The sequence below is a fragment of the Streptomyces sp. NPDC059875 genome (assembly GCF_042731085.1).
Classification (GTDB): Bacteria; Actinomycetota; Actinomycetes; order Streptomycetales; family Streptomycetaceae; genus Streptomyces.
In genome coordinates this window covers 74,545-99,070 of sequence record NZ_JBHWJZ010000014.1, presented here as the reverse complement: position 1 = coordinate 99,070, position 24,526 = coordinate 74,545, and the positions used below count along the sequence as shown (strand labels likewise).

The window sequence follows — 24,526 nt, the reverse complement described above, 5'->3', positions numbered from 1 at the left end:
GCGGGGGGCTACCCTGGGGACCTGGGGGCGCCGCGGGTGGGGGTGGGGGGCCCGGGGGGGGGGGCCGGCCCCCGCCTCGGCCAGGGACCCCCGCGGTGCCGGGGGGGGTGCGGCGGCCGGGGGGCCAGGGGGGGGGCCGGCGGTCTTGTCCCCCCCGCCCGCCGTACCGTGACAGGTCCTAGTCGTCGCCCTCCAGGTCGCCCTCCGTGTCCAGGAACACCTGGCGCAGGGCGGCCAGCGTCTCCGGGTCCGGCTTCTCCCACATGCCGCGCGACTCGGCCTCCAGGAGGCGCTCCGCGATGCCGTGCAGGGCCCAGGGGTTGGCCTCCTTCAGGAAGGCCTGGTTCTCCGGGTCGAGGACGTACGTCTCGGTGAGCTTGTCGTACATCCAGTCGGCGACCACACCGGTCGTCGCGTCGTAGCCGAAGAGGTAGTCGACCGTCGCCGCGAGCTCGAACGCGCCCTTGTAGCCGTGGCGGCGCATCGCCTCGATCCACTTCGGGTTGACCACCCGGGCGCGGAAGACCCGCGAGGTCTCCTCGACCAGGGTCCGGGTGCGGACCGTCTCCGGGCGGGTGGAGTCGCCGATGTACGCCTCGGGGGACGAGCCCGTGAGCGCGCGGACGGTCGCCACCATGCCGCCGTGGTACTGGAAGTAGTCGTCGGAGTCGGCGATGTCGTGCTCGCGCGTGTCCGTGTTCTTCGCGGCGACGGCGATCCGCTTGTACGCCGTCTCCATCTCGGAACGGGCCGGGCGTCCCTCGAGACCGCGGCCGTAGGCGTAGCCGCCCCACACCGTGTACACCTCGGCGAGGTCCGCGTCCGTACGCCAGTCGCGCGAGTCGATCAGCTGGAGGATGCCCGCGCCGTACGTGCCCGGCCGCGAGCCGAAGATCCGGGTGGTGGCCCGCCGTTCGTCGCCGTGCTCGGCCAGGTCGGCCTGCGCGTGCGCCCGTACGAAGTTCTCCGCGGCGGGCTCGTCCAGGGACGCGGCGAGCCGAACGGCGTCGTCGAGCAACCCGATGACGTGCGGGAACGCGTCGCGGAAGAAGCCCGAGATGCGCAGCGTGACGTCGATGCGCGGACGGCCCAGCTCGGCGAGCGGGATCGGCTCCAGACCGTTCACGCGACGCGAGGCGTCGTCCCAGGTGGGGCGGATGCCCAGGAGGGCGAGCGCCTCGGCGACGTCGTCGCCCGCCGTGCGCATCGCGCTCGTCCCCCACAGGGAGAGACCGACGGAGGTCGGCCACTCGCCGTTGTCGGAGCGGTAGCGCTCCAGGAGCGAGTCGGCGAGCGCCTGGCCGGTCTCCCACGCGAGGCGGGAGGGCACGGCCTTGGGGTCGACGGAGTAGAAGTTGCGGCCGGTCGGCAGCACGTTCACCAGGCCGCGCAGCGGCGAACCGGACGGGCCGGCCGGCACGAAGCCGCCGTTCAACGCGTGGACGGCGTGGGTGAGTTCGTCGGTGGTGGCGGCGAGGCGCGGGACGACCTGCTCGCAGGCGAAGCGGAGCACGGCCTGGACGTCGGCGCCGTACGCGGCGGCGACCGCCGGGACCGCTTCCACGGACCAGTCCGCCGCCTCCATCGCCTCAACCAGCGCACGCGCCGTCGCCTCCGCCTCGTCGGCGGTGGTCCGGGTCGCGGCCGACTCGTCCAGGCCCAGGGCCTCGCGCAGACCCGGCAGGGCCTGCGTACCGCCCCAGATCTGGCGGGCGCGCAGGATCGAGAGGACCAGGTTCACGCGCTCGGGACCGGTCGGAGCCCCGCCGAGCACATGCAGACCGTCCCTGATCTGCGCGTCCTTGACCTCGCACAGCCAGCCGTCGACGTGCAGCAGGAAGTCGTCGAAGCCGTCGTCCTCGGGGCGGTCCTCCATCCCCAGGTCGTGGTCGAGCTTCGCCGCCTGGATCAGCGTCCAGATCTGCGCGCGGATCGCGGGCAGCTTGGACGGGTCCATGGAGGAGATCTGCGCGTACTCGTCGAGCAGCTGCTCCAGACGCGCGATGTCGCCGTACGAGTCGGCGCGCGCCATCGGCGGCACCAGGTGGTCGACGAGCGTGGCGTGCACGCGCCGCTTGGCCTGCGTGCCCTCGCCCGGGTCGTTGACCAGGAACGGGTAGATCAGGGGGATGTCACCGAGCGCCGCGTCCGGGCCACAGGCAGCGGACAGGCCGGCGTTCTTGCCGGGCAGCCACTCCAGGTTGCCGTGCTTGCCCAGGTGGACCATCGCGTCCGCACCGAAGCCGCCGTCCTCGGCGCGCGCCGCGATCCAGCGGTAGGCGGCCAGGTAGTGGTGGGACGGCGGGAGATCGGGGTCGTGGTAGATCGCGATCGGGTTCTCGCCGAAGCCGCGCGGCGGCTGGATGAGGATCAGCAGGTTCCCGCGCCGCAGGGCGGCGAGGACGATGTCGCCCTCGGGGTTGCGGGACCGGTCCAGGAACATCTCGCCGGGCGCCGGGCCCCAGTGCTCCTCGACGGACTCCCGCAGCTCGGCCGGGAGCTGCTCGTACCAGCGCTTGTAGTCGGCGGCCGGGATGCGGACGGGGTTCTTCGCCAGCTGCTCCTCGGTGAGCCAGTCCTGGTCGTGGCCGCCGGCCTCGATCAGGGCGTAGATCAGCTCGTCGCCGTCGCCCGACACCAGGCCGGGGATGTCCTCGACCGGGCCGAAATCGTAGCCCTCCTCGCGCAGCCGACGCAGCAGCGCGACGGCGGAGGCGGGGGTGTCCAGGCCGACCGCGTTGCCGATCCGGGAGTGCTTGGTCGGGTACGCGGAGAGGACCAGGGCCAGCTTCTTCTCGGCGTTCGGGATGTGCCGCAGGCGGGCGTGGCGGACGGCGATCCCGGCGACGCGGGCCGCGCGCTCGGTGTCGGCTACGTAGGCCGGCAGGCCGTCCTCGTCGATCTCCTTGAAGGAGAACGGGACGGTGATGAGCCGGCCGTCGAACTCAGGGACGGCGACCTGGCTGGCGGCGTCCAGCGGGGACAGCCCCTCGTCGTTCTCCTCCCAGGCCGCGCGCGAGCCGGTGAGGCAGAGCGCCTGCAGGATCGGTACGTCGAGGGCGGCGAGCGCGCCCGCGTCCCAGGCCTCCTCGTCGCCGCCGGCCTGGGCCTCGGCGGGCTTGGTGCCGCCGGCCGCGAGGACGGTGGTGACGATCGCGTCGGTCTCGCGAAGGCGGTCGAGCAGCTCCGGCTCGGGGGCGCGCAGGGAGGCGACGTACAGCGGCAGCGCGCGGGCGCCGGCGTCCTCGATCGCCTCGCAGAGCGAGCCGATGAAGGCGGTGTTCCCGCTCATGTGGTGGGCGCGGTAGTAGAGCACGGCGACGACGGGGCCGTCCGTGACGCGCGGCTCGCGCTCCAGCGGACCCCAGGTCGGCGCGGCGGCCGGGGCCTCGAAGCCGTGGCCGGTGAGCAGCACGGTGTCGGAGAGGAAACGGGCCAGCTGCTCCAGGTTGGCGGGGCCGCCGTGCGCGAGATAGGCGTGGGCCTCGGTCGCGACGCCGACGGGGACGGTGGACGCCTCCATGAGCTGGGCGTCGGGGGCCTGTTCGCCGGAGAGCACGACCAGCGGACGGCCCGTGGCACGCAGCGCGTCCAGGCCGTCCTCCCAGGCCCGCAGGCCGCCGAGGAGGCGTACGAGAACGAGGTCGGCGCCGTCCAGAAGCCCGGGAAGGTCGTCCAGAGCGAGGCGGGAGGGGTTGGCGAACCGGTACTCGACGGGTCCGCCGGCCGCGCGAGCGCTGAGCAGGTCGGTGTCGGAGTGCGACAGCAACAGAATTCGCATGCGTGCGCAGGCCTTCCTCGGGGTTGTCCGCGCCCCGGGTGGTCGTGTGGACGGCAGGAGTTCCTGACTCACCGGGTCGCTGGTGCGACCTGGCTCACAGTGGCGGGACCGCGCCGGATTCTCACCGGGCTTCCTCCCCGGGGTCCTGGGACCCCATGCCGTTCTGCATAGTAGATCCTGTGCCCCGCGGGCCGGGGGGTTGGCCGGATCACACCCGGTGGTCAGCCGGATTCACGTCGGTATGCTCGCCGCCATGCCGCCCACCCCACCCATCCCGCCCGACCGGGGCGAACCTCTCATACGGGACCGTGGCGACGCCTGCCCCGGGGCGCTCCGACTGCACTCCGCCGACGACGGCCGCCTGGCCCGACTGCGCCTGCCCGCAGGCCTGTTGACGTCTCATCAGGTCGAGGTTCTGGCGTCTGCGGCGGAGGCCCTGGGCGACGGACGGGTCAGTGTCACCTCCCGGGGGAACGTGGAGCTGCGCGGCCTCGGAGAGGGCTGCGGAGCCGAGCTGGCGGAGCTGCTCGCGGAAGCCGGCCTGCTGCCCTCCGCGACCCACGAGCGGATCCGGAACGTGGTGGCCTCGCCGGCCGCCGGACTGGACGGACTCGGCAGCGGAGACGTGCAGTTGTGGGCGCGCGAGCTGGACGCGCTGCTATGCGCGCGGGAGTGGACGGCGGCCCTTTCCGGCCGTTTCCTCTTCGTCCTGGACGACGGCCGTGGGGATGTGGCCGGCCTCGGCGGAGATGTGACCTTGCTCGCAGCGGCGTCCTCGGCGGACGGCGAGGGTACGGACGGGGCCACGGCGCTCCTGCGCGTCGGCGCCCAGTTCTTCCGGGTCGCCGCCACCGACGCCCCCGGCGCCGCGCTCGCCGCCGCCGACGCCTTCCTCGAAGCCGCGCGGGCGGCCGGGAACGGAGCCTGGCGGGTGCGGGAGCTCCCCGAGGGCGTGGAGCCCGACGTGGCCGCGGCCTTGCGCCGAGCGTGCGTCGCCGCACAGTCCATCGACCGCTCGCCCGAACCCGCACAGTCCATCAACCGCTCGCCCGTCGCCGCACAGTCGGTCGCCGGGCGAGCCCCGCACACCCCCTCCGCCGGGCCCCTGCCCGGCGTCGTCGGGCACGACGGCCGGTGGGCGGTCTGCGTCGGCGTGCCGCTCGGGCGGCTGACCGCCGCCCAACTGCGCGCCCTCGCGCCCGACGCGGCCGGGGAACTCCGGCTCACCCCCTGGCGCGGAGCCGTCGTGACCGGATTCGGCGGCCGCGCCGCCGCCGAGGAGCGGCGCGAGGCGCTCGCGGCCGCCGGGCTGATCACCCGCCCCGCCGACCCCTGGACCGGCGTCGGCGCCTGCACCGGCCGGCCCGGCTGCGCGAAGTCCCTCGCCGACGTCCGGGCGGACGCCACCCCGGGCGACGGCGGGCTGCCGGTCCACTTCTCCGGCTGCGAGCGCCGCTGCGGCCACCCGCAGGGCGCCCACGGCACCTGGGTCGACGTCGTCGCCACCGGCGAGGACGCCTACCTCGTGGACGGGCGCCCCACTCCCCGTACAGACCTCCCCTCCGCAGTCGCAGCGGCCCGCGGCCCGTCAACACACACGAGATGAGCGAGAGCAACAGGATGTTCGACTACGAGAAGGACGGCGCGGAGATCTACCGCCAGTCCTTTGCCACGATCCGCGCCGAGGCGGATCTGGCGGGCCTGCCCGCCGACGTCGCCCAGGTCGCGGTGCGGATGATCCACGCCTGCGGCATGACCGACCTCGTACGCGATATCGCCTACTCCCCCCAGGTCGTCTCCCGCGCCCGCGCCGCCCTGCGCGCCGGCGCGCCGATCCTCTGCGACGCGCAGATGGTCGCGAGCGGCGTCACCCGCAAGCGGCTGCCCGCCGACAACGACGTGGTCTGCACCCTCTCCGACCCCTCCGTGCCCGGCCTCGCCGCCGACCTCGGCACCACCCGCAGTGCCGCCGCCATGGAGCTGTGGCGCGACCGCCTCGAAGGCTCCGTCGTCGCCATCGGCAACGCGCCCACCGCGCTCTTCCACCTCCTGGAGATGATCGCCAAGGGCGCGCCCCGACCGGCGGCCGTCCTCGGCATCCCGGTCGGGTTCATCGGCGCCGCCGAGTCCAAGGACGCCCTGGCGGCCCAGACGCTCGGCCTCGACTACCTCGTCGTACGCGGCCGGCGCGGTGGCAGCGCGATGACCGCCGCCGCCATCAACGCCATCGCGACGGAAGCGGAGATCCAGGCATGAGCGGCAAGCTGTACGGGGTCGGCCTCGGGCCCGGCGACCCGAACCTGATGACGGTCGCGGCCGTCAGGGCCATCGAGTCCGCCGACGTCGTCGCGTACCACTCGGCGCGCCACGGCCGTTCCATCGCCCGCTCGATAGCGGCCGAGCACCTCCGCGAGGACCACATCGAAGAGCGGCTGATGTACCCGCTCACGGTGGAGACCACGGACCACCCCGGCGGCTACCGGGGCGCGCTCGACGACTTCTACGAGGAGGCGGCGGCCCGCCTCGCCGCCCACCTGGACGCCGGCCGCACGGTGGCCGTGCTCGCCGAGGGCGACCCGCTCTTCTACGGCTCGTACCAGCACATGCACAAGCGGCTCGCGCACCGCTACGACACCACCGTCATCCCCGGTGTCACCTCGGTCAGCGCGGCCGCCGCCCGGCTCGGCGAGCCGCTGTGCGAGGCGGAGGAGGTCCTGACGATCATCCCCGGCACGCTGCCGGAGGACGAACTGACGGCCCGGCTCGCGGGCACGGACTCGGCGGTCGTGATGAAGCTGGGCCGCACGTTCCCGACCGTGCGGCGCGCCCTGGAGCGGGCGGGCCGGCTCGAGGACGCGCAGTACGTGGAGCGGGCGTTCATGGCCGGCGAGCGGACCTCCGAACTCGCCGAGGTCGACCCGGAGACCGTCCCGTACTTCTCCGTGGCCGTGCTGCCCTCCCGTATCGACCAGCAGGCTCCGGTACGCGAGTGGGGCGAGGTCGTCGTCGTCGGCACCGGCCCGGCGGGCGCGCCCTGGCTGACGCCGGAGTCGCGCGGCGCGCTCGTCAACGCCGACGACCTCGTCGGCTACACCACCTATCTCGACCGGGTTCCGGCGCTGCGCCCCGGCCAGCGCCGGCACGGCTCGGACAACAAGGTCGAGTCCGAGCGCGCCGAGTTCGCCCTCGACCTGGCCCGGCGCGGCCGCCGCGTCGCGGTCGTCTCGGGCGGCGACCCGGGCGTGTTCGCCATGGCGACGGCGGTCCTGGAGGTGGCGTCGGAGGAGCGGTACGCGGACGTTCCCGTACGGGTCCTCCCGGGCGTGACGGCCGCGAACGCGGCGGCGGCCGCGGCGGGGGCGCCTCTGGGCCACGACTACGCGACCATCTCGCTCTCCGACCGCCTCAAGCCCTGGGACGTCATCGCGACCCGGCTGCGGGCGGCGGCGGAGGCGGACCTGGTCCTGGCGCTCTACAACCCGGGGTCGAAGTCCCGTACGCACCAGGTGGCGGCCGCCCGCGACCTGCTCCTCGAACTGCGCTCGCCCGAGACGCCGGTGGTCGTGGCACGGGACGTGGGCGGCCCGGAGCAGTCGGTGCGGGTGGTGACGCTGAAGACGCTGGAGCCGAGCGAGGTCGACATGCGGACGTTGCTGCTGATCGGGTCCTCGCAGACCCGGGCGGTGGAGCGGGCCGACGGCCGGACCATCACGTGGACGCCGCGGCGGTACCCGGAGGCGTGAGGCGGGTCGCCGCGGCGAGGCGGGCGAGGGCGGCGGCCTCCGGGCTGCCCTCCTCGGCGCTGTAGACGTGCACGACCAGGCCCGTCTCGCCCGGCGCGGCGGGCACGTGCAGTGTCTCGAAGTCCAGGCTGAGCAGCCCGACCACCGGATGACGCAGCCGCTTGCGGCCCGCGGCGCACATCAACACCTCACCGCTGTCCCAGATCCGCCGGAACTCCGCGCTGCCCGTGGACAGTTCGGCAATGAGGGCGGTCAGCTCGGCGTCGTCGGGGTAGCGCCCGGCGGCGACGCGCAGCTGACCGACGGCCTCGGCCGCCCGGTCCTCCCACTCGGGGTGGACGTCGCGGGAGGCGGGGTCGAGGAAGAGGTACCGGGCGTTGTTCCGGTCGCGGCGGCCGCCCTGTTCGGCCAGGCCTCCGATCAGTTCGGCGCCCAGGCCGTTCCAGGCCACCACGTCGAGGCGATGGTCCGTCACGAACGCCGGGAACGCGCCGACGGCGTCGAGGACACGCCGCAGCAAGGGGCTGACCCGGGCGGCGGGCGCGGGGCCGCGGCGGGCGGCGGTCGGCCTCTTCGCCAGGGTGTCGAGGTGCGCGCGCTCGGCCACGTCGAGGCCGAGCGCGCGGGCGAGCGCGTCGAGCACCTCGGGCGACGGCTGGGTGGCCCGGCCCTGTTCGAGGCGGACGTAGTAGTCCACGCTGATCCCGGCGAGCTGGGCCAACTCCTCACGGCGCAGCCCGTTCACGCGACGGCGCCGTCCGGCGGCGATCCCGACCTGTTCGGGCGCGACGCGCCCTCGGCGGGCGCGGAGAAAGCCGCCTATGCCTTCGTTCATCCCGTCCATGCGCTCCAGTATGGGTGGCGAGCATGGGTGGCCCTGCCGGTACCAGGACCGGCGATCCGCAGGCTGAAGAGGGTGCTGGCTGCCGCGTCGGGTCGGGCAGAAGCTGGCCGTATGAGCACGAAGAAGATCCTTGTCGTCAGCGCCCACCCCGAACCCCACTCGCTCAACGCCGCTCTGACGGCGTTCGCCGTCGAGCATCTGGTGGCGGCGGGTCACGAGGTGCGGTTGTCCGATCTGTACGCCATGAAGTGGAAGGCGACCATCGACGCCGACGACTTCCCCGACCACCCGGCGGACGGACGCCTCGACGTCCTGGCCGGCCAGGAACAAGCCACGCTGGACGGCCGGTTGGCCGCCGACATCGCGTCGGAGCAGGAAAAGGTGCGCTGGGCGGACGCGGTGATCCTGCAGTTCCCGATGTGGTGGTTCTCCGTCCCGGCGATCCTGAAGGGCTGGATCGACCGGGTGTGCACCAACGGCTTCGCCTTCGGCGTGTCCGTCCCGCCGCCGTACAGCGATGGCGCACCCCTGGCAGGACGGCGGGCGCTGCTGTCGGTGACGGTCGGGGCGAGGGAGACGGCCTTCTCGGACCGGGGCATCCACGGGAACCTCGCGGACGTCCTGTACCCCGTGCAGCACGGCCTGTTCTGGTTCACGGGCATGACCCCGCTCGAACCGTTCCCGGTGTACGGCACGGTCGACCTCTCGGAGGAGGGTTTCGCGGCGGCGAAACGGTCGTACGCACGACGCCTGGACGGGCTCTTCACGGACGAGCCGGTCCCGTTCCGCTCACTGACGGGCGGGGACTACGACCGCGAGATGCGACTTCGGACGGGGGTGGAGGCGCCGGGTACGAGCGGACTGGAACTCCATGTCCGCCCGCGCGGCTGAAATTCCGCGCCATTTCCGGGGACACGGTCCTGATTCCCCGCTAGCGTTTTTCACGACTGCGGAGGGCGCGTCGGCAACCCCCTGACCTGCACCAACGCCCCTTGCGAGCAGTTGAATTCGGCGGGGAGCAGTTGAGACCGGTTGAGATCGTTCGAGACCGGTCGAGTCCGAATGGGGAGCGCGATGGCGCGAGCGGAAAACAGGGAAACGGTGGGCCCGAGCCCGGCGGCGCGAATGGCGGCGCAGGTGGCGAAGAGAATGCGCCTGAAGAAGGGCCTGACACAGGACCAGCTGGGGGCGGAGATGGGTTACACCGGCGCGGCGGTGAGCGCGATGGAGCGCATGACGCAGCCGGTGAGCGACGAGATGCTGGTGAAGCTGGAGGAGGTACTGGGCGAGGGCACGGGCATCTTCGAGGAGATGCGGGAGCTGGTACGGCTGGAGAAACTGCCGCAGCAGTTCAAGAACTACGCGCCGATCGAGCAGAAGGCGGTGGGGTTGCAGCTGTACGCGCCGCAGGTGATTCACGGCCTCTTCCAGACGGAGGAGTACGCGAGGGCGCTGATCGGCGGCGGATTCCCACCGCTCCCGGAGGAGCGGGTGGAGCAGCTGGTCGAGGCACGGATGCTACGGAAGGCGCTGTTCGACCGGAGTCCGACGTGCCTGATCGAACTGACGCTGGACGAGTCGACGTTGCACTGGATGGTCGGCAGCAAGCAGATCATGCGGGACCAGTACCGACTGCTGGCGGAGTGCGCGCGGCGGAAGAACGTGACGCTTCAGATCCTGCCTTTCGACACCGGCCTCAGCGGGGAGAATGCGGGCGAACGAGGTGGGCTGAGCGTGATCGAGACACCGGACCACGACCGTCTCGTGTACCTGGAGATCCAGGGCGAGAGCATGATGATCACCGACCGGGCGAAGGTCAGTACATTCGCCCAGCGCTGTGCGAAGATCCGGGCACAGGCCCTGGACCCGCGCGAGTCACTGGGCCTCATCGAGCGGTTGGCGGGAGAGGGATGATGAGCGAGACCCTGCGCTGGTTCAAATCCAGCTACAGCGACGGCAGCGGCGGCGAGTGCGTCGAAGTGGCCTACACCTGGCACAAGTCGACCTACTGCAGCCTCAACGAAGACTCCTGCGTCGAGGTCGCCACCTGCCCCCACGCCGTCCACCTCCGCGACTCCAAGGTCGCCGAAGGCCCCACGTTCACCGTGGCCCCGGCCTCCTGGTCCACGTTCGTCGCGGGGCTCACCGGCTGACCGCTGCCCGTCGGCTTCTGGTGGTGGAGTCGGTCCGCCGAGACCGTAAAGCGATGGACAGCTCTCCGGTGCTGGGCGAGCATCTCCGCGATGAACAGCGAACCTCTCTCCACCCCCAAACGCGTCCGCTTCGTCGAGCTCAACGCAAAGGCGCTGCGGGCGCTTGCCGACGGTGACCTCGCCGGCGGCAGCTCCGAGGTCGGGGTCGCCCTTGACGAACACTTCGTCGGCGAACGGGCCCGCTGGATCTTCGGGTATCGCGCCGACCAGCTCACCAAGGACCCGTCTGTTGCGCCCTGGATCACGCGGGCCGCTGTGTCCGAGCCGGACGGGGCCGTCGTCGGCGACGCCGGGTTCCACGGGCCGCCGGACGAGGCCGGCGTGGTCGAGGTCGGGTACACCGTCGTGCCCCGGTATCGCCGCCAGGGTTTTGCCCGCGCCATGCTGGCGGCGCTGCTCGCCAGGGCCGCCGCCGAACCCGGTGTCAGGACCGTGCGGGCCACGATCAGATCCGACAACAACGCCTCCCTGGCCACCATCGCGGGCTTCGGTTTCACGCGCGTCGGCGAGCGGGGGAACGAGCGCGACGGTCTCGAGATCGTCTTCGAGGTCCCGGCTGACGCGATTCAGGCCGAGTAGCCTCACGCCCCGAGCGTCACCCACCCCTGGCCCTACCTCGTAAACGTACCGAGCCCGGTCCCGTCCAAATACTCGACGCGGACGGTCTTCCCGTCTGCGGAGAAGGTGACCCCGGTCCGCCCGACGGCGTTCTCGCCCCTCGTCTCGAAGCTGAACGTGTCGCCGTCGTAGTGCGTCAGACGGTACGTCTCGGGCTTCGGTCCCAGGGCCAGCGTCAGTTGCCCGCCCTCGCCCGCCGTGACCTTCAACGCCCCGTAGTAGTCGCTGGAGTACGTACCCACGTAGGCGTCCGCGTCCTTCGCGGGGGTCGCGTCCGACGGCGGGTGGGCGTAGTCGGTCTTCGACCGGCCCTCGTCCGCCTCCTGCTCGTACAGCGCGTCGACGAGCGGGATCCAGTCGCGGCTCGGCTCGCCGGTCTGGGCGATGTCGAAGAAGTCGAGGGCGACGGCGTCGGCCACTCCCGCCGGCGCGCCGTTGGTGAGGACGACGATGCCGAGCTGCTCGCCGGGCAGCATGGTGACGTTGGTGTGCGCGCCCTGCGCGAACGCGCCCGTGTGGGAGAGGCGCAGGCGGCCCTCGTCGTCGTAACTCACGTTCCAGCCCAGGCCGTAGAAGCCGGTGCGGCCGGCCGGTGCGTGCGGCGGGTTGGCGACGGACTGCGGCCAGTGGGTGCGCTGCAGGCTGTCGGCGTCGATGATCTGCCGGCCGTCGAGCTTGCCGTTCGCGAGCTGGAGGCGCAGCCAGATGGCCATGTCCCGCGCGGTGGAGCTGACTCCGCCGGCCGGGGACTGGGCGTCGGGGTCGCGTACGAACAGCGGCTTCCAGGTGCGGTCGCCGGTCTCGACGTGCCCGAAGGCGCGGTTCGACGCCTTCTCGAAGTCCTCGAAGCGCGAGCTGGTGGCGTCCATGCCCGCCGGCTTGTAGAGGGTGTCGGCGGTGAGCTTGTCCCAGGCGACGCCCTTCTCGTCGGCGACGGACTCGGCGGCGGCGGTGAGGCCGAAGTTGGTGTAGGCATAGCTCGTGCGGAACGGCGCCAGGGGCTCGTACCGCAGGTGGGACAGGATGTACTCCTGGTCGTAGCCGAGGTCTTCGAGCAGGTCACCGGCGTGGTCGGGGAGGCCGCTGCGGTGGGAGAAGAGGTCGGCGACGGTGACGTGGGAGCTCACCCACGGGTCCTTGAGCCGGAAGTCGGGAAGGTTCGGGGCGACGGGCTTCTCCCAGCCCTCGACGCCCACGGCCTGGGCGACGACGGTCGAGGCGATCGGCTTCGATACGGACGCCAGCTGGAAGACGGTGTCGGCGTCGACGGCGCCGTCCTGGCCGACCTTCCGTACGCCGTACCCCTTGAGGTGGATCACCTCGTCGTCGTGGACGACGGCGACCGAGACGCCCGGGACCCCCGTACGTTCCATGGCCTGTTGGACGACACCGTCGAGCCGGTCGACAGCTCGGTCCACATCGGCGTCGTCGAGCTGCGCGGGCGGCTGGGGCGGAGGCGGGGAGGGCCCGGGGGCGGCGACCGCGGGAACGGGCGCTACCAACAAGGCCGCCAGCCCGGCCGTGGCCAGCCATCTGACGGTACCCATGTCTCCATTCAACGCCCGGAGACGTACTTTGTCGTCCGGGGCCCGGGCGGGCCGAAGCCCCTGGGCGGGGTCCTGTCGAGGGCGGTAGAGTCCCCTCCGGCGGAACACCGGCCCCACCCGCACCGCCCTTCCCCCACACATCACCCATCTCGTGTTGGTCCGGAAAGGGCCCTTCTCTCTGTGATGACTCGTACTCGGCTGAGCGCGCTGTCCACGACGGCCGCGCTCGCCGTCGCCGGCGGTCTGCTGACCGCCGCCCCGGCCTCCGCGGCCGTCACCTGCACGTCCCCGGTCTGGACGGCGCAGTACTACGCCAACACCTCGTTCAGCGGCACGCCCAAGCTGACCGCCTGCGACAACGCCATCGCCGAGAACTACGGCACCGGCGACCCGGCGGGCGTCACGCTGCCCCGGGACAACTTCTCCGTCCGCTGGTCCGTCACCCGCGACTTCGGCTCCGGCGGACCGTTCAGGTTCTCCGCCGCGACGCAGGACGGCGTGCGTGTGTACGTCGACGGGGTACGCAAGATCGACCTGTGGCGGAACGTTTCCACCACGCAGTACAAGACCGTCGACCTCAGCGTCCCGTCCGGACGCCACACGATCCGCGTGGACTACGTGGCGTGGACGGGCAACGCGAACGTCAGCTTCTCCTACGCACCGCGCACCACGGCGACCGTCGACACGGTCAACCCGCTCGCGCCGACCGGCCTCGCCGCCGTGTACGAAGGGGACCCGTCGAAGACTCCTCTGCGTTGGTTCGCCAACAAGGAGATGGACCTCGCCGGTTACCGCGTGTACCGCAGGCTGAGTACCGCGAGCTGGGCGAAGGTCAGCGGGACGTCGCTGCTCACCTCCCCGTACTTCGTCGACGCACCGCCCCTCACCGGCCAGACCTTCCTCTACGAGGTCCGCGCCGTCGACAAGGCCGGCCGCGAGTCCGCCGGCAGCCTGGACGTCCCGGTCCCCACCGTGGACCTCACCGGTCCCGCCGCCCCGACCGGCGTCACGGTCGTCGGCGACGCATGGTGGGCCACCTTGGGCTGGCAGGGGGTCGCCGACGCCGCGACGTACGAGGTGTACGCGGCCTCCGCGTCCACGGGCCCGTTCGAACTGCTCGGCACGACGACCACGACGTCGTACCGGACGACCGCGCCCGAGAACACGCTCCGGTACTACCGGGTCCGGGCTCTCGACGCGCGGGGCAACCCGTCGGCGTACTCCGCCACGATCACCGGCGACGGCGTGGACCGGACGCCGCCGAAGTCCCCGACGGACCTGGGAGCCGTCGTCGACGTCGGCTCGACCGAGGTGTACTGGAAGCAGCCCGACGGCTTCTCGGAGGACTTCTCCAACGGCGGGCGGTACCACGTGTACCGCTCGCCCGGCACCTCTCTCGACCCGGCCGCGCTCACCCGCGTGAACTGCTCCGAGAACAGCGACTTCACGAGCACCGGCGGCCTGTGCCACGACCTGGAGATGGCCCGCGGGGTGTACTACACGTACGCCGTCGCGGCGGTGGACCCGGCCGGCAACGAGTCGGCGCTCTCCGCCCCGTTCGTCGTCCGCACCGGCGACCGCGTCGCACCCGCTCCGGTCACCGGTCTGACCGCCACGCCGCGCACCGACGGCATGCTCCTGAAGTGGTCCGCCTCGACCGAGGACGACCTCGCCAGGTACGTGGCCTACCGGGGCGTCCGCAAGGCCGACGGCACGGTCTACTGGAGCGTGGCGCACTGCACCGACGGGACGGACGATCCGCTCGCGATCCTCTGCGCCGGTCTGCCGGACGGTGAGACGGACTTGTACGCGGTGGTCGCCAAGGACCGCTGGGGCAACGCGCTGTACCCCGCGACCAGCGCGGACGCCGCCACGGTCACCGCCACCGAGCTCGACGTCCGTCCCTCCGTGACGGTGGTGAAGGAGGGCGCGCTCAACGGCGCCAGCGGGGGCGGCCTGAGCTGGACGAACCTGCCGTCGTTCTGGTGGCGGTGCACCGACGCCGCGCTGTGCGGCCCGATCACCGAGTACCGGCTCAACCGGTGGAACCCCGCCACGGCGCGGTACGAGACGGTGCAGACCACCGGTCCGGTGGCATCGGAGGGGCGGTTCGAGGACCGTACGGCCGTCCCGGGCAACACGTACTTCTACACGTTCGAGGCGCTGCGGGCCGACGGCACCACGGTCGCCCGCTACGTGTGGGACTTCGTCTACGCCGACGCGGTCTGATCCGTCAGCCGTGCCACCCAGGCCGCCGCCCCCTCGGGGGTGGCGGCCTGTTCCACACCCTCCGGGACCGGCGGGCGGCGCACCACCACCACCGGGATGCCGGCCTCCCGCGCCGCCCGGAGCTTGGGGGCCGTCGCCGCGCCGCCGCTGTCCTTCGTCACCAGGACGTCGATGGCGTGACGGTGGAGCAGCTCGCGCTCGCCGTCGAGGGTGAACGGGCCCCGGTCCAGGAGGACCTCGGTGCGGGCGGGCATGGGTGCGTCCGGTGCGTCCACCGAGCGGACGAGGAACCACTGGGGGCAGTCGGCGAAGGCGGCGAGCCCCATCCGGCCGGTCGTCAGGAACACCCTCCCCCAAGGACTTCGTCCGAGGCCGGTCAGGGCCCGCGCCGCCTCCTTCAGGCATCCGACCTGGTGCCAGTCGTCGCCGTCCACCGGGACCCAGCCGGGGCGGCGCAGGGCGAGCAGGGGAACATGGGCGGTGGCGGCCGCCCGGGCCGCGTTGAAGCTGATGTTCTCCGCGAAGGGATGGGTGGCGTCGATGACCGCGTCCACGTGGTGCTCGCGCACCCATGCCACGAGCCCTTCCACGCCGCCGAAGCCGCCGATCCGGACCTCGCCGACCGGCAGTCGCGGCTCGGCGACGCGCCCGGCGAGGGAGCTGGTGACGCGGACGCCGGGGTGCAGGGCGGCGGCGAGGGCGCGGGCCTCGGTGGTCCCGCCGAGAATGAGTACGTGCACGGGAGCCACGGGAGTCCCTTCATGAGTTCGGGCGGCGGGCGCGACGCCCAACTCAAGCACACGGGTCTGCGCCCGGGCTGGACGACCGGTGCCTGTGCGACGGCGGCGACGACGGCCGCGTACACGGCGCTGCTGACCGGCGAGTTCCCCGACCCCGTGACGATCACGCTGCCGAAGGGCGGGCGTCCGGCGTTCGCGCTGGCGGCCGAGGAGCTGGCGGCGGGCGACCGGGCGATGGCCGCGATCGTGAAGGACGCGGGCGACGACCCGGACGTCACGCACGGCGCGCTGGTCCGCTCGACGGTACGGATCCTCCCGGCCGGCTCCGGCGTCGTCTTCCGGGCCGGTCCGGGCGTCGGCACGGTGACGCTGCCCGGCCTGCCCCTGGAGGTCGGCGAGCCGGCGATCAACCCGGTCCCGCGGCAGATGATGCGCGAGCACGTGGCGGAGGTCGCGGCGGCGCACGGGGCCGGCGGCGACGTGGAGATCACGGTCTCCGTCGACCACGGCGAGGAGATCGCCCGCTCCACCTGGAACCCGCGGATCGGCATCCTCGGCGGGCTGTCCATCCTGGGGACGACCGGCATCGTCGTGCCGTACTCCTGCTCGGCCTGGATCGACTCCATCCGCCGCGGGGTGGACGTGGCCCGCGCGGCCGGCCTCACCCATGTGGCGGGCTGCACCGGCTCCACGTCCGAGAAGACGGTGACGACGCTGTACGACCTGCCGGAGATCGCCCTGCTCGACATGGGCGACTTCGCGGGCGCGGTCCTGAAGTACATCCGCCGCCACCCGGTCGACCGCCTCACGATCTGCGGCGGCTTCGCCAAGCTCTCCAAGCTGGCCGCCGGCCATCTGGACCTCCACTCGGCCCGCTCGCAGGTCGACAAGGCCTTCCTCGCGGACCTGGCCCGCACGGGCGGCGCCTCCGAGGCGCTCGCCGCGGAGATCAGGGACGCGAACACGGGCCTGGCGGCCCTCCGCCTCTGCGAGGCCGCCGGCGTCCCCCTCGGCGACCTGGTGGCCGCCCGCTCCCGCGACGAGGCCCTCGCGGTCCTGCGCGGCGCCCCGGTCGCGGTCGACGTCGTCTGCATCGACCGCGCGGGCACGGTCGTCGGCCGCTCGGCGCCGGCGGGTCCGGATGCGGCGCCCACCCCGCGAACCTAGGCTTGCGAGGGCAAGGCCCCCACGAGAGAGGGATGTGCCCATGGCGAAGCGAGGCAACAAGAAGCGCGCCCGCAAGAAGAAGAAGGCGAATCACGGCAAGCGGCCGAACGCCTGAGAGCCGGGGCCGGACACCTGTGGGTGTCCGGCCCGGGCGCGTCAGAGGGCGTTCAGGTCCACGGCCCGCGCCATGGCGTCGTAGCCCGCCGCGTTCGGGTGGACGCCGTCGGACAGGACGCGGTCGAAGTCGACGACGGCGTCGTACTCGCCGCTCGTCCGACGCTCGCCCCGGTCAGCCGGAGCGGGTGCCATAGGCGTTGGAGACCCGGATCCGCAGATCGGTGCCGGCGGCGGACATCCGGACCACCTGGCGTACGGAGTGGTTCTCGAAGCCCTCCTCCGACCGGTTGGGGTAGAAGTTCGTGGACGGGCGCGGCCCGGCGACCGGATGTGGATCAGCAGACGTGGCGCTCCCGCGCCGGGTCGTACAGGTGGCTGTCGCGGAACTGCGAGGCCGCCAGCGTGCGGCCGACCAGGATCACCGCCGTCTTCGTGATGCCGGCCTCCTTCATCTGGCCCGCGATGTCCTCCAGCGTGCCCCGCAGCACGATCTCGTCCGGGCGGCTCGCCATCGCCACGACCGCGGCCGGGCAGTCGGCGCCGTAGTGCGGCAGCAGCTCGGCGACGACCCGGTCGACGTACCGGGCCGCCAGGTGCAGGACCAGGAGGGCGCCGCTGCGGCCGAGCGTCGCGAGGTCCTCGCCCTCCGGCATGGGCGTGGCCTGCTGGGCGATGCGGGTCAGGATGACCGTCTGGCCCACGGTCGGGACGGTGAGCTCCCGCTTCAGCGCGGCGGCCGCCGCCGCGAACGCCGGGACGCCCGGCACGACCTCGTACGGGATGTCCAGGGCGTCCAGTCGGCGCATCTGCTCCGCGACCGCGCTGAAGACGGACGGGTCGCCCGAGTGGAGCCGGGCCACGTCCTGGCCGGCCTCGTGGGCGCGGACGATCTCGGCCACGATCCGGTCCAGGTCCAGGTCGGCCGTGTCGACCAGGCGCGCGTCCGGCGGGCACTCGGCGAGCAGCTCGCGGGGGACCAGGGAGCCCGCGTACAGGCAGACGCCGCAGGACGCGAGGGTGCGGGCGCCCCGCAGGGTGATCAGGTCGGCCGCGCCGGGGCCCGCGCCGATGAAGTAGACGGTCATGCTCCAACTCCGGATTTCGTTACGGACCACTGTGTGACCGGCATCGCCTGACGCCAGCCGGTGAAGCCGCCCACGGGAACGGCCTGGGCGACGGCGAGCCGGACCAGCTCCCCGCCGTACCGGCGGTACCGCTCCGCCAGCAGCGCCTCGGACTCCAGCGTCACCGTGTTGGCGACCAGCCTGCCGCCGGCCGGAAGGGCGTCCCAGCAGGCGTCGAGGAGGCCGGGGGCGGTCAGGCCGCCGCCGATGAACACGGCGTCGGGGGTCGGGAGGCCGGCGAGACCGTCGGGGGCGGCGGCGGTGACGACCCGGAGCGCCGGGACGCCGAGTTCCGCGGCGTTGCGCGCGATCCGGGAGGCCCGGACGGGGTCCTTCTCCACGGCGACCGCCCGGCAGGACCGGTGGGCCCGCATCCACTCGATGCCGATCGAGCCGGAGCCGCCGCCGATGTCCCACAGCAGCTCCCCGGGCGCGGGGGCGAGCGCGGCGAGCGTCGCCGCGCGCACGTACCGCTTGGTGAGCTGGCCGTCGCTCTCGTACGCCTCGTCCGGAAGACCGGGTACGGCGCCGAGCCGGAGCGCGTCGGGGGAGCGCACGCAGTCGAGGGCGATCACGTTCAGGGGGTCGACCGGCGCGTGCGGCCAGGTGTCGGCCGTGCCGTCCACGATCCGTTCGCGCGCGGAGCCCAGCTGCTCCAGGACCCGCATCCGGGTCGCGCCGAAGCCCTTCTCCCGGAGGAGCGCCGCGACCGCGCCGGGGGTGTCGGCCCCCTCGCTCAGGACGAGGAGCCGCCGTCCGTCGTGGAGCGCGGCGGAGAGCGCGGCGAGCGGCCTGGCGACCAGCGAGACCGTCTCCACGGCCTCCAGGGGCCAGCCGAGGCGGGCGCAGGCGTACGAGGCGGAGGAGGGGTGCGGAAGGACGTGCAGGCGGTCGGCGCCCACCGTCTCGGCGAGCGTGCGGCCGATCCCGTAGAACGTGGGGTCGCCGCTGGCCAGGACGGCGACGGCGCGGCCCGCATGGGCGGCGAGCAGGCCGGGGACGGCGGGGCGCAGGGGCGAGGGCCAGGCGACCCGCTCGCCGGGGCACTCGGCCGCGGGCAGCAGGTCGAGCTGGCGGGGGCCGCCGATCAGGACCTCGGCGGCGCGCAGGGTCCGGCGGGCGTTCTCGGGGAGGCCGTCCCAGCCGTCCGCGCCGATTCCGACGACCGATATCGCAGCGGGAGGAACGGTGCTCACGTCGGCGAACTCTACGGGAGCCCGCCACGGCCCCTACTTCTGGGCGTTCTGACCCACGTAGAAGAGCAGCCAGACGAAGCCGGCGAACGCGTGCGTGGCGAAGACGTACACGAAGACGCGCAGGGCGACGCCGCGTTCTTTCCAGCGCTCGTAGTCGGACATGGGCACCAGGGTACGGGGGTCGGGAATAGGGCGCGGGGGTGCGCCGTTGAGGGCCAATAGTTGATACTTCAACCAATACAGCCCCCGAGGCGAGAGGTGAGCACGATGCAGTTCGGGATCTTCACCGTCGGTGACGTGACGACCGACCCCACCACCGGCCGTACCCCCACCGAGCACGAGCGGATCAAGAACACCGTCGCCATCGCGCTCAAGGCCGAGGAGGTCGGCCTCGACGTCTTCGCGACCGGCGAGCACCACAACCCGCCGTTCGTGCCGTCCTCCCCGACGACCCTCCTGGGGCACATCGCCGCGCGGACCGAGAACCTGATCCTGTCCACCTCCACCACGCTGATCACCACCAACGACCCGGTGAAGATCGCCGAGGACTACGCCACCCTCCAGCACCTCGCGGACGGGCGCGTCGACCTGATGATGGGCCGCGGCAACACCGGGCCCGTCTACCCGTGGTTCGGCCAGGACATCCGCCAGGGCATCCCGCTCGCCATCGAGAACTACGCGCTCCTCCACAAGCTGTGGAGGGAGGACGTCGTCGACTGGGAGGGGAAGTTCCGCAGCGCCCTGCAGGGCTTCACCTCGACGCCCCGCCCGCTCGACGGCGTCCCGCCGTTCGTCTGGCACGGCTCCATCCGCTCCCCCGAGATCGCCGAACAGGCCGCGTACTACGGCGACGGCTTCTTCGCCAACCACATCTTCTGGCCCAAGCAGCACACCGAGAAGATGGTCCGCCTCTACCGGCAGCGGTACGCGCACTACGGCCACGGCACCCCCGAGCAGGCCATCGTCGGCCTCGGCGGCCAGGTCTTCATGCGCAAGAACTCCCAGGACGCGGTACGGGAGTTCCGCCCGTACTTCGACAACGCGCCCGTCTACGGCCACGGTCCGTCCCTGGAGGAGTTCAGCCGCGAGACGCCGCTGACCGTCGGCTCCCCGCAGGAGGTCATCGACCGCACGCTGTCCTTCCGGGAATACGTCGGCGACTACCAGCGTCAGCTCTTCTTGGTGGACCACGCGGGTCTGCCGCTGAAGACGGTCCTGGAACAGCTCGACATGCTCGGCGAGGAGGTCGTCCCGGTGCTGCGCAAGGAGTTCGCCAACCTGCGGCCGGCCGGTGTCCCGGCGACCGCCCCGCTCCACCCCGCCGTCACCCGAACCGTGCCGCAGGAGGCGTAAGTCATGCAGACCCTGAAGCTGGTCGCCGTGTCCGCCGGACTGAGTTCCCCGTCCTCGACGAGGCTGCTCGCCGACCGGCTCGCCAAGGCCGCCCAGGAGCGGCTCACCGAGCAGGAGTACGTCGTCGAGGTCCGGGTGGTCGAACTGCGCGACCACGCCGTCGACATCGCGAAGAACTTCGTGACGGGCTTCCCCTCGGCGGAGCTCCAGGGCGCGATCGACGCGGTGACGGGAGCGGACGGGGTCATCGCGGTGACCCCCGTCTTCACCGCCTCCTACAGCGGTCTGTTCAAGTCCTTCTTCGACCTGATCGACCCGGAGGCGCTGACGGGCAAGCCGGTGCTGATCGGCGCGACCGGCGGCACCGCCCGCCACTCCCTCGTGCTCGACCACGCCATGCGACCGCTCTTCTCCTATCTGCGGGCCCTCGTCCTCCCGACCGCCGTCTACGCGGCCTCGGAGGACTGGGGTTCGGGCGGCGACGAGTACACCCCCGGCCTGCCGTCCCGGATCGCCCGGGCCGGGCACGAGCTCGCCGACCTGGTGGCGGCCCGGGGCCCGGCGGGGGACACGGACGAGGACGAGGTCGTGCCGTTCGAGCGGCAGCTCGCCGACCTGCGCCTGGATTGATCCGCCGATTGATCCCCTTTGTTACGTTGAGGGCAGATGTGCCGTACGACGAACGGAGATCGACATGGCCGGCAGGATCGTGGTGGGCGTGGACGGCTCGGAACCGTCCCTGAAGGCGCTGAAGTGGGCGGCCGGGCAGGCCGCCCTCACCGGGGACTCCCTCCATGCGGTGATCGGATGGGAATATCCGGCGTCCTGGTCGACGGCGCCCGGGGTACCGCCGGAGTTCGACCCCCAGATGCTCGCCGAGCAGTCCCTGGACGAGTCCCTGTCCAAGGCGCTGGACCCGGCCGTCGCCGCCGGTGTGACCCGTACGGTCGTCAGCGGCAACGCGGCCCAGGCCCTGGTCGACCAGGCCAAGGGCGCGTCCCTGCTGGTCGTCGGCGACCGCGGCCACGCCGGCTTCAAGGCGGCGGTCCTGGGCTCGGTCTCCACCAAGGTGGCCCAGCACGCGCCGTGTCCGGTGGTCGTGGTCCGGGGCGAGTATCCGTGAGGGTCGCGAGGAGCCCGAAAAGGAGCGCGGGGCGCCCGCCGGGCGCATGATGCCCTCATGGACATCAAGCTTGAGCTGATCGGCGTCCCCGTCACCGACATCGACCGGGCCAAGGCCTTCTACGAGCAGGTGGGGTTCCACGCCGACCACGACATCCCGGTCAGCGACGACATCCGCTTCGTCCAGATGACCCCGCCCGGCTCGGCCTGCTCGATCGCCTTCGGCAAGGGCATCACCGAGATGAAGCCGGGCTCCCTCGACAACATGCAGGTCGTCGTCGGCTCCATCGAGGAGGCGCACGCCGACCTCACCCGGCGCGGCATCGAGGTCAGCGAGATCGACGACCAGCCGTGGGGCTCGTTCGTCTACTTCGCCGACCCGGACGGCAACCGCTGGTCGGTCCAGCAGACGACACCCCGAGAGCAGTAGCCCCGGAGCCGCCGACCACCTGCCGAGTCCGACCACCTGCCGAGTCCGACTACGTGCGGCGTCCGACTACTTGCGGTTGTAGAGCCGCATCGTGATCGCTCCGAAGACCACCACGAACGCCGCCGACCACCCCAACGACCAGGCGATGTCCGCCGCCGGCCAGTTCCCGGCCATCAGCTCCCGTACCGCCGTCGCCAGATGGGTCACCGGGCTGTTGTTCACGAAGGCCTGCAGCCACCCCGGCATCGTGCTCGGGTCGACGAAGACGTTGGACAGGAACGTCAGCGGGAAGATCACCATCATGCTGACGCCCATGACCGACTTCTCGCTGCGCAGCATCAGCCCGAACATGGTCCAGATCCACGAGAACGCGAACGAGAACACCAGCAGCAGCGCCACGCCGAGCAGGACGCCGACCACGCCGCCGTCCGGCCGGTAGCCGATGAGCATGCCGACGGAGAGCATGACCGCCGAGGCGATCAGATACCGCACCACATCGCCGAGCAGATAGCCGACCATCGGCGCGGGCCGCCAGATCGGCAGCGTACGGAAGCGGTCGAAGACGCCCTTCTCGATGTCGGTGTTGACCGAGACGCCCGTGTACATCGTGATCATCACGACGCTCATCACGAGGATGCCCGGCGGACGCGGCGATGTCGATACGGCGCCGCATGCCGCCCGAGTAGTTCTTGATCTGCTTGTCGGCGGCCTCCGCGAGCCCGAACGCGGCGAGCAACTGCGCGGAGCGCTCCCGGGCGGCGGGACGGGTGTGGCCGAGGAGCCTGCCGAGCAGGACGAGGTTCTCGGTGCCGGTGAGGTCCTCGTCGACGGAGGCGTACTGGCCGGCGAGGCTGACGCGGCCGCGCACGGTGTCGGCGTCCTTGACGACGTCCTTGCCGAAGACGCTGGCCCGGCCGCCGTCGGGGCGGAGGAGGGTGGCGAGCATCTTGACGGCGGTGGTCTTGCCTGCGCCGTTGGGTCCGAGGACCCCGTAGACGGTGCCGGTGGGAACCCGCAGGTCGATGCCGTCGACGGCACGGTTCGCGCCGAAGACCTTGACCAGGCCCTCGGTCTCGATGGCGAGGTCGGTCATGCGCTGTCCTCCGGGCTGCCGGGGTCGGATCCGCTCCACCCAGTCTCACGCGGGGGCGGCGGGGATGCCAGGGGGATGACCGGGCGTGGGCTGGGCGGGGGGCTGGGCGGACGCCGGGTGGGTGGAGGTCGGCTCCCCCGTGCGGCGGAGGCGGACCGGCCGTCGGGGCGACGTCCGCGGGTGCGTCCCACCGGCACGCTGGCGTACGTGATGAAGATCAAGGCCCTGCCCGACGTGCCCCGTTGGGCCGCCCTCGCCGCCCACGCCGTGCCGCTGATCGTCCTCCCCTCCGGGATCTGGCGGATCGCGCTGACGCTCGGGCTGCCCGTCGCCACGGTCGACGATCCCAGCTTCGCCCTGAACACGTTCCAGATCGTTCTGACCGTCGTCGCCGAGCTGCTCGCCTTCCTCACGCTCGGTCTGGTCCGCTCCTGGGGCGAGGTGTTCCCGCGCCGGCTGCCCCTCCTCGGCGGGAAGGCGGTCTCCCCGCGCGGCGCGACCGCCGCCGCGCTGGGCGGGGCGCTCGGGCTGTTCGCCCTGACGGGCTGGTTCACGTACGTGGCGGTCGCGGGGATCGACGCGACCGCCGCCGGCACGCACACGCAGGGACTGGTCCAGAACGTGCTGTTCTACGCCTGCTACCTGCCCCTGATCGCCTGGGCCCCGCTGCTGACCACCGCGGCGATCGCGTACTACCGCCGCCGTACCGCCCCCGCCGGAGGACGGTCGACCTCCGCGCCCCTGGCCGCTCCGGACGCGTCCTCGTGCGTGTAGAACCAGTAGAACGCGATGCCGCCCACGGACGCCCCGACCACCAGCGCCAGGATGACCGTCGACAGCACGCTCGTGTCGGAAAGGCTGACCAGGAACCCCATCGCGATGCCCGCCAGCGCAAACCACGCGGCGGCCCGAATCTCGCGCGGCAGGGCGTGACCGCCGCGGCGCAGCGCGTACATCGCCCCGGCGAGGACGATCGCGGAGACGAAGCCGAGCAGGACCTGGCCCCAGGTGATCGCTCCGCCGTCGCGTTGGAGGAAGGCCGCGTAGAAGCCGTAGATGACGCCCAGTGTCACGGGCATCCCCCAGCCGTGGGTGCTCATGGGCTGTCGGGTCGGCACCGCTGCGTGTGCGGCCATGGCAGGAGCTCCTTCACTCTCGCCCCCTCCACCTTCACCCTCAAGGGCACACCCGGAGCCCCCGCCCCCGCAA

Annotated in this window: 24 protein-coding genes, 2 pseudogenes and 1 riboswitch; of the genes and pseudogenes, 15 read left to right on the top strand and 11 right to left on the bottom strand. The window is 72.4% G+C overall.

The features are described from left to right. Positions 1-178: 178 nt before the first annotated feature. On the bottom strand, positions 179-3,781 hold the full coding sequence (gene cobN, locus ACFV9D_RS18980) for a cobaltochelatase subunit CobN (protein WP_385146998.1): 3,603 nt from the start codon (positions 3,779-3,781) through the stop codon (positions 179-181). Positions 3,782-3,817: 36 nt separating this feature from the next. Further along, positions 3,818-3,957, bottom strand: a riboswitch (cobalamin riboswitch). Between the two features lie 65 nt (positions 3,958-4,022). Here cobN and ACFV9D_RS18975 point away from each other — a divergent pair. Genes ACFV9D_RS18975 through ACFV9D_RS18965 form a run of 3 tightly spaced genes read left to right on the top strand, consistent with a single transcriptional unit; the run spans position 4,023 to position 7,524 of the window. Then, positions 4,023-5,387: a cobalamin biosynthesis protein CobG gene (locus tag ACFV9D_RS18975; RefSeq protein WP_385146995.1), complete on the top strand. Its 1,365-nt coding sequence runs from the start codon at positions 4,023-4,025 to the stop codon at positions 5,385-5,387. A gap of 14 nt (positions 5,388-5,401) precedes the next feature. After that, entirely contained in the window at positions 5,402-6,037 is a 636-nt protein-coding gene (locus tag ACFV9D_RS18970; RefSeq protein ID WP_385147290.1) for a precorrin-8X methylmutase, read from the top strand. Beyond that, positions 6,034-7,524, top strand: coding sequence for a precorrin-2 C(20)-methyltransferase (locus ACFV9D_RS18965; protein WP_385146992.1), 1,491 nt, complete (start codon positions 6,034-6,036; stop codon positions 7,522-7,524). Before ACFV9D_RS18970 ends, ACFV9D_RS18965 begins: the two co-directional genes overlap by 4 nt. Here ACFV9D_RS18965 and ACFV9D_RS18960 read toward each other — a convergent pair. After that, positions 7,490-8,368: a helix-turn-helix domain-containing protein gene (locus tag ACFV9D_RS18960; protein WP_385146990.1), complete on the bottom strand. Its 879-nt coding sequence runs from the start codon at positions 8,366-8,368 to the stop codon at positions 7,490-7,492. The genes ACFV9D_RS18965 and ACFV9D_RS18960 overlap by 35 nt on opposite strands. Before the next feature lie 111 nt (positions 8,369-8,479). Here ACFV9D_RS18960 and ACFV9D_RS18955 point away from each other — a divergent pair, with 111 nt between their 5' ends. From ACFV9D_RS18955 to ACFV9D_RS18940, 4 genes are all read left to right on the top strand, one after another. Next, entirely contained in the window at positions 8,480-9,259 is a 780-nt protein-coding gene (locus ACFV9D_RS18955) for an NAD(P)H-dependent oxidoreductase (protein WP_385146987.1), read from the top strand. Between the two features lie 183 nt (positions 9,260-9,442). Then, the gene (locus ACFV9D_RS18950) at positions 9,443-10,282 is read left to right on the top strand and encodes a helix-turn-helix transcriptional regulator (protein ID WP_385146984.1); all 840 of its coding nucleotides are present in this window, start codon (positions 9,443-9,445) and stop codon (positions 10,280-10,282) included. Beyond that, entirely contained in the window at positions 10,282-10,521 is a 240-nt protein-coding gene (locus tag ACFV9D_RS18945; protein ID WP_385146981.1) for a DUF397 domain-containing protein, read from the top strand. The genes ACFV9D_RS18950 and ACFV9D_RS18945 overlap by 1 nt, the downstream gene beginning before the upstream one ends. A gap of 90 nt (positions 10,522-10,611) precedes the next feature. Further along, positions 10,612-11,160: a GNAT family N-acetyltransferase gene (locus ACFV9D_RS18940; RefSeq protein WP_385146979.1), complete on the top strand. Its 549-nt coding sequence runs from the start codon at positions 10,612-10,614 to the stop codon at positions 11,158-11,160. Positions 11,161-11,192: 32 nt separating this feature from the next. On the opposite strand, the gene ACFV9D_RS18935 is transcribed toward ACFV9D_RS18940, so the two are convergent. Further along, a complete protein-coding gene (locus ACFV9D_RS18935) occupies positions 11,193-12,746 on the bottom strand; it encodes a serine hydrolase (RefSeq protein WP_385146976.1) in 1,554 nt (517 codons plus the stop codon). Between the two features lie 183 nt (positions 12,747-12,929). Here ACFV9D_RS18935 and ACFV9D_RS18930 point away from each other — a divergent pair, with 183 nt between their 5' ends. Then, positions 12,930-14,975, top strand: coding sequence for a PA14 domain-containing protein (locus ACFV9D_RS18930; RefSeq protein ID WP_385146973.1), 2,046 nt, complete (start codon positions 12,930-12,932; stop codon positions 14,973-14,975). On the opposite strand, the gene ACFV9D_RS18925 is transcribed toward ACFV9D_RS18930, so the two are convergent. Then, a complete protein-coding gene (locus ACFV9D_RS18925) occupies positions 14,957-15,715 on the bottom strand; it encodes a cobalt-precorrin-6A reductase (protein WP_385146970.1) in 759 nt (252 codons plus the stop codon). The two genes, ACFV9D_RS18930 and ACFV9D_RS18925, sit on opposite strands and share 19 nt — an antisense overlap. Before the next feature lie 21 nt (positions 15,716-15,736). Here ACFV9D_RS18925 and ACFV9D_RS18920 point away from each other — a divergent pair, with 21 nt between their 5' ends. Further along, the gene (locus ACFV9D_RS18920; protein ID WP_385146967.1) at positions 15,737-16,882 is read left to right on the top strand and encodes a cobalt-precorrin-5B (C(1))-methyltransferase; all 1,146 of its coding nucleotides are present in this window, start codon (positions 15,737-15,739) and stop codon (positions 16,880-16,882) included. A gap of 40 nt (positions 16,883-16,922) precedes the next feature. Then, the gene (locus tag ACFV9D_RS18915; protein ID WP_099895366.1) at positions 16,923-16,997 is read left to right on the top strand and encodes a 50S ribosomal protein bL37; all 75 of its coding nucleotides are present in this window, start codon (positions 16,923-16,925) and stop codon (positions 16,995-16,997) included. A gap of 41 nt (positions 16,998-17,038) precedes the next feature. On the opposite strand, the gene ACFV9D_RS18910 is transcribed toward ACFV9D_RS18915, so the two are convergent. The 4 genes from ACFV9D_RS18910 to ACFV9D_RS18895 form a co-directional block, all read right to left on the bottom strand. Further along, complete coding sequence (locus ACFV9D_RS18910) at positions 17,039-17,191, bottom strand: hypothetical protein (protein WP_385146965.1); 153 nt, start codon at positions 17,189-17,191, stop codon at positions 17,039-17,041. 143 nt (positions 17,192-17,334) lie between these two features. Beyond that, positions 17,335-18,084 carry a precorrin-4 C(11)-methyltransferase gene (gene cobM / locus ACFV9D_RS18905; protein ID WP_385146962.1) on the bottom strand — a complete coding sequence of 250 codons (750 nt, stop codon included), beginning with the start codon at positions 18,082-18,084 and terminating at the stop codon, positions 17,335-17,337. Next, positions 18,081-19,319: a precorrin-6y C5,15-methyltransferase (decarboxylating) subunit CbiE gene (gene cbiE, locus ACFV9D_RS18900; RefSeq protein ID WP_385146959.1), complete on the bottom strand. Its 1,239-nt coding sequence runs from the start codon at positions 19,317-19,319 to the stop codon at positions 18,081-18,083. Before cbiE ends, cobM begins: the two co-directional genes overlap by 4 nt. 33 nt (positions 19,320-19,352) lie before the next feature. Beyond that, positions 19,353-19,481 carry a DUF6126 family protein gene (locus tag ACFV9D_RS18895; RefSeq protein WP_315893974.1) on the bottom strand — a complete coding sequence of 43 codons (129 nt, stop codon included), beginning with the start codon at positions 19,479-19,481 and terminating at the stop codon, positions 19,353-19,355. A 105-nt stretch (positions 19,482-19,586) separates the two neighbouring features. Here ACFV9D_RS18895 and ACFV9D_RS18890 point away from each other — a divergent pair, with 105 nt between their 5' ends. From ACFV9D_RS18890 to ACFV9D_RS18875, 4 genes are all read left to right on the top strand, one after another. Continuing rightward, positions 19,587-20,672, top strand: coding sequence for an LLM class flavin-dependent oxidoreductase (locus tag ACFV9D_RS18890; RefSeq protein WP_385146956.1), 1,086 nt, complete (start codon positions 19,587-19,589; stop codon positions 20,670-20,672). A 3-nt stretch (positions 20,673-20,675) separates the two neighbouring features. Continuing rightward, on the top strand, positions 20,676-21,302 hold the full coding sequence (locus tag ACFV9D_RS18885; protein WP_385146954.1) for an FMN reductase: 627 nt from the start codon (positions 20,676-20,678) through the stop codon (positions 21,300-21,302). Between the two features lie 64 nt (positions 21,303-21,366). Further along, positions 21,367-21,795, top strand: coding sequence for a universal stress protein (locus ACFV9D_RS18880; protein WP_385146951.1), 429 nt, complete (start codon positions 21,367-21,369; stop codon positions 21,793-21,795). A 57-nt stretch (positions 21,796-21,852) separates the two neighbouring features. Then, positions 21,853-22,224 carry a VOC family protein gene (locus ACFV9D_RS18875; RefSeq protein WP_385146948.1) on the top strand — a complete coding sequence of 124 codons (372 nt, stop codon included), beginning with the start codon at positions 21,853-21,855 and terminating at the stop codon, positions 22,222-22,224. Between the two features lie 66 nt (positions 22,225-22,290). Here ACFV9D_RS18875 and ACFV9D_RS18870 read toward each other — a convergent pair. Next, positions 22,291-22,866 (bottom strand): annotated as a pseudogene (locus ACFV9D_RS18870) (ABC transporter permease); the annotation flags it as partial. 1 nt (position 22,867) lies between these two features. Beyond that, positions 22,868-23,317 (bottom strand): annotated as a pseudogene (locus tag ACFV9D_RS18865) (ATP-binding cassette domain-containing protein); the annotation flags it as partial. 207 nt (positions 23,318-23,524) lie between these two features. Here ACFV9D_RS18865 and ACFV9D_RS18860 point away from each other — a divergent pair. Beyond that, positions 23,525-24,091, top strand: a complete 567-nt coding sequence (locus ACFV9D_RS18860; protein ID WP_385146945.1) for a hypothetical protein — start codon at positions 23,525-23,527, stop codon at positions 24,089-24,091. Here ACFV9D_RS18860 and ACFV9D_RS18855 read toward each other — a convergent pair. After that, complete coding sequence (locus tag ACFV9D_RS18855; RefSeq protein WP_385146943.1) at positions 24,010-24,453, bottom strand: hypothetical protein; 444 nt, start codon at positions 24,451-24,453, stop codon at positions 24,010-24,012. The two genes, ACFV9D_RS18860 and ACFV9D_RS18855, sit on opposite strands and share 82 nt — an antisense overlap. Positions 24,454-24,526 lie beyond the last annotated feature (73 nt).

Bases quoted from the DNA above. Each gene is read 5' to 3' on its own strand.
- ACFV9D_RS18930 (WP_385146973.1), top strand. From the start codon at position 12,930: ATGACTCGTACTCGGCTGAGCGCGCTGTCCACGACGGCCGCGCTCGCC.
- ACFV9D_RS18960 (WP_385146990.1), bottom strand. From the start codon at position 8,368: ATGGACGGGATGAACGAAGGCATAGGCGGCTTTCTCCGCGCCCGCCGA.
- ACFV9D_RS18975 (WP_385146995.1), top strand. From the start codon at position 4,023: ATGCTCGCCGCCATGCCGCCCACCCCACCCATCCCGCCCGACCGGGGC.
- ACFV9D_RS18855 (WP_385146943.1), bottom strand. From the start codon at position 24,453: ATGGCCGCACACGCAGCGGTGCCGACCCGACAGCCCATGAGCACCCAC.
- ACFV9D_RS18940 (WP_385146979.1), top strand. From the start codon at position 10,612: ATGAACAGCGAACCTCTCTCCACCCCCAAACGCGTCCGCTTCGTCGAG.
- ACFV9D_RS18945 (WP_385146981.1), top strand. From the start codon at position 10,282: ATGAGCGAGACCCTGCGCTGGTTCAAATCCAGCTACAGCGACGGCAGC.
- ACFV9D_RS18875 (WP_385146948.1), top strand. From the start codon at position 21,853: ATGGACATCAAGCTTGAGCTGATCGGCGTCCCCGTCACCGACATCGAC.
- ACFV9D_RS18895 (WP_315893974.1), bottom strand. From the start codon at position 19,481: ATGTCCGACTACGAGCGCTGGAAAGAACGCGGCGTCGCCCTGCGCGTC.
- ACFV9D_RS18910 (WP_385146965.1), bottom strand. From the start codon at position 17,191: ATGGCACCCGCTCCGGCTGACCGGGGCGAGCGTCGGACGAGCGGCGAG.
- ACFV9D_RS18880 (WP_385146951.1), top strand. From the start codon at position 21,367: ATGGCCGGCAGGATCGTGGTGGGCGTGGACGGCTCGGAACCGTCCCTG.
- ACFV9D_RS18950 (WP_385146984.1), top strand. From the start codon at position 9,443: ATGGCGCGAGCGGAAAACAGGGAAACGGTGGGCCCGAGCCCGGCGGCG.
- cobM (WP_385146962.1), bottom strand. From the start codon at position 18,084: ATGACCGTCTACTTCATCGGCGCGGGCCCCGGCGCGGCCGACCTGATC.
- ACFV9D_RS18935 (WP_385146976.1), bottom strand. From the start codon at position 12,746: ATGGGTACCGTCAGATGGCTGGCCACGGCCGGGCTGGCGGCCTTGTTG.
- ACFV9D_RS18965 (WP_385146992.1), top strand. From the start codon at position 6,034: ATGAGCGGCAAGCTGTACGGGGTCGGCCTCGGGCCCGGCGACCCGAAC.
- ACFV9D_RS18890 (WP_385146956.1), top strand. From the start codon at position 19,587: ATGCAGTTCGGGATCTTCACCGTCGGTGACGTGACGACCGACCCCACC.
- ACFV9D_RS18885 (WP_385146954.1), top strand. From the start codon at position 20,676: ATGCAGACCCTGAAGCTGGTCGCCGTGTCCGCCGGACTGAGTTCCCCG.
- cobN (WP_385146998.1), bottom strand. From the start codon at position 3,781: ATGCGAATTCTGTTGCTGTCGCACTCCGACACCGACCTGCTCAGCGCT.
- ACFV9D_RS18920 (WP_385146967.1), top strand. From the start codon at position 15,737: ATGAGTTCGGGCGGCGGGCGCGACGCCCAACTCAAGCACACGGGTCTG.
- ACFV9D_RS18970 (WP_385147290.1), top strand. From the start codon at position 5,402: ATGTTCGACTACGAGAAGGACGGCGCGGAGATCTACCGCCAGTCCTTT.
- ACFV9D_RS18955 (WP_385146987.1), top strand. From the start codon at position 8,480: ATGAGCACGAAGAAGATCCTTGTCGTCAGCGCCCACCCCGAACCCCAC.